Genomic DNA, 1793 nt, shown 5'->3' on the forward strand with positions numbered 1-1793 from the left:
GTCCGGCGGCGGCGACGGCAGCACGCCCAATCCCGCTTTCGCTTCGCTCCGGGCGATGCTCGCCGAGCGCGAGGCGACGGTCGCCGCGGCCAACATGCGCAAGAACCAGATCCAGGCGGCGATGGCCGAACTGAGCGCCAAACAGACCGCCGAGCCCGAAGTTCTTGCCGAGCAGGCGCGCCTCAACCGCGACTATGACGTGCTGAAGCGCGAATATGACAAGCTCCTGGAGAGCCGCGAGCAGGTTCGTCTCCGCGGCGACATCCGCACCAAGACCGACGCAATCCAGGTGAAGGTGATCGACCCGCCCTCGAAGCCGAGGGTGCCGAGCGCTCCCAACCGGCCGCTCTTCCTGACGCTGATCCTGTTCGCCGCGATCGGCGCGGGCGTCGGCGCAGCCTTCGCCAAGGGCCAGCTTCAGACCACCTTCCCTACGCAGGGACGGCTCGAGCAGGTCACCGGCATGCGTGTCCTGGGATCGGTGGGTGAGGTCTTCACCGCCGCCCGCCGCGCTCAGCAGCGGCAGCGGCTCAAATGGTTCGCGGGCGCCGGCGGCGCACTGGCCGCCAGCTACGCGCTGCTGATGGTCGTCGAATTCTGGCAGCGCAGCACGGTCGCCTGAGGGGTCATGATGAACAAGCACACGCCTCTCAAGATCAGCGGCTCGCTCCTCGAGCGCGCGTCCGAGATCTACGATTTCCGCAAAAGCTTGCGCGGCCCCGCGCGTCCGGACCTCCCCGAGGCACGGAAGCACGAGGATGAGGGGGAGGTGCGGGAGCCGGAGGCTTTCGAGGCTCCGGCGCCCGCACCGGCTCCCGAGCCGCTCGATCTGCAGCTTGAGGATGCCGCCGAGGCTCCGCGACGGGCCAGGCAGCCGATCATCATGTCCAACGTCGAGGTCTCGTTTGAGGCGCCGCAGGGCGCCGAGGACGATGACTTCATGGAGCCGGCCCCCGTTCCGCGGCAGGAGCGGGCGTCGAAGGCCGCAGGGAGGCGTCGTTCGAAGGTAAACCGCGAGGCACTCCGCGAGGCGGGTTTCATCCTGCCCGATGCGCCGGTCAGCGGTCTTGCCGAAGAGTTCCGGATCATCAAGCGCCAGCTCCTCCAGGCGGCGAGCGGAAAGAGCGGCATTCCGGCCGACAAGCGCCAGACGATCCTGGTCTGCTCGGCCTCGCCCGACGAGGGCAAGACCTTCTGCGCCGTCAATCTCGCGCTTTCGCTTGCGAGCGAGAAGGATGTCGAGGTGCTTCTCGTGGACGGCGACTTCGCCAAGCCGGAGATCCTCTCGATCCTCGGGATGGAAGGCGGCCCCGGCCTTATCGACGCGATCGCCGATCCGAACCGCGATCCGAACGACTTCGTCATCCAGAGCGAGATCGAACGGCTCTCCGTTCTTCCGGCCGGCAGGCAGGCGAACAACGTGCCTGAGCTGCTCGCGTCGGAGCGGACTCGGCACGTGCTCGCCGCGCTCACCGAGAGCCATCCCCGCCGGATCGTGATCTTCGATTCCCCGCCGGCTCTGATGGCTTCGCCCGCATCCGTCCTCGCCGGCAAGGTCGGCCAGGTGATGATGGTGGTGCGGGCAGACAAGACAACCGAGGCCGACCTCCGCGAAGCGATCGGCCTGCTTTCGGGCTGCGAGAATGTCAGCCTGATGCTCAACGGCGCTGGCTTCCCAGCCACCGGCCGACGCTTCGGCAGCTATTATGGATACGGCCAATGAGAAAAGAGCTTGGTTCGCTGAGGCGTCTCGCACTCGGCCTTTCCGGCCTTGCCGCCGGCCTGACGCTCGC

General features: G+C 67.5%; 2 protein-coding genes. Both read left to right on the top strand.

Annotation, left to right across the window (positions count from 1 at the left end):
* Nucleotides 1–622: GNVR domain-containing protein (locus tag VF662_RS14920; protein WP_464142672.1), on the top strand; the 622-nt coding region annotated here is incomplete at its 5' end.
* A 9-nt stretch (nucleotides 623–631) separates the two neighbouring features.
* Complete coding sequence (locus tag VF662_RS14925; RefSeq protein WP_464142674.1) at nucleotides 632–1723, top strand: P-loop NTPase family protein; 1092 nt, start codon at nucleotides 632–634, stop codon at nucleotides 1721–1723.
* The last annotated feature ends 70 nt before the right edge of the window (nucleotides 1724–1793 follow it).

The organism is Allosphingosinicella sp. (assembly GCF_036387215.1).
Classification (GTDB): domain Bacteria; phylum Pseudomonadota; class Alphaproteobacteria; order Sphingomonadales; family Sphingomonadaceae; genus Allosphingosinicella.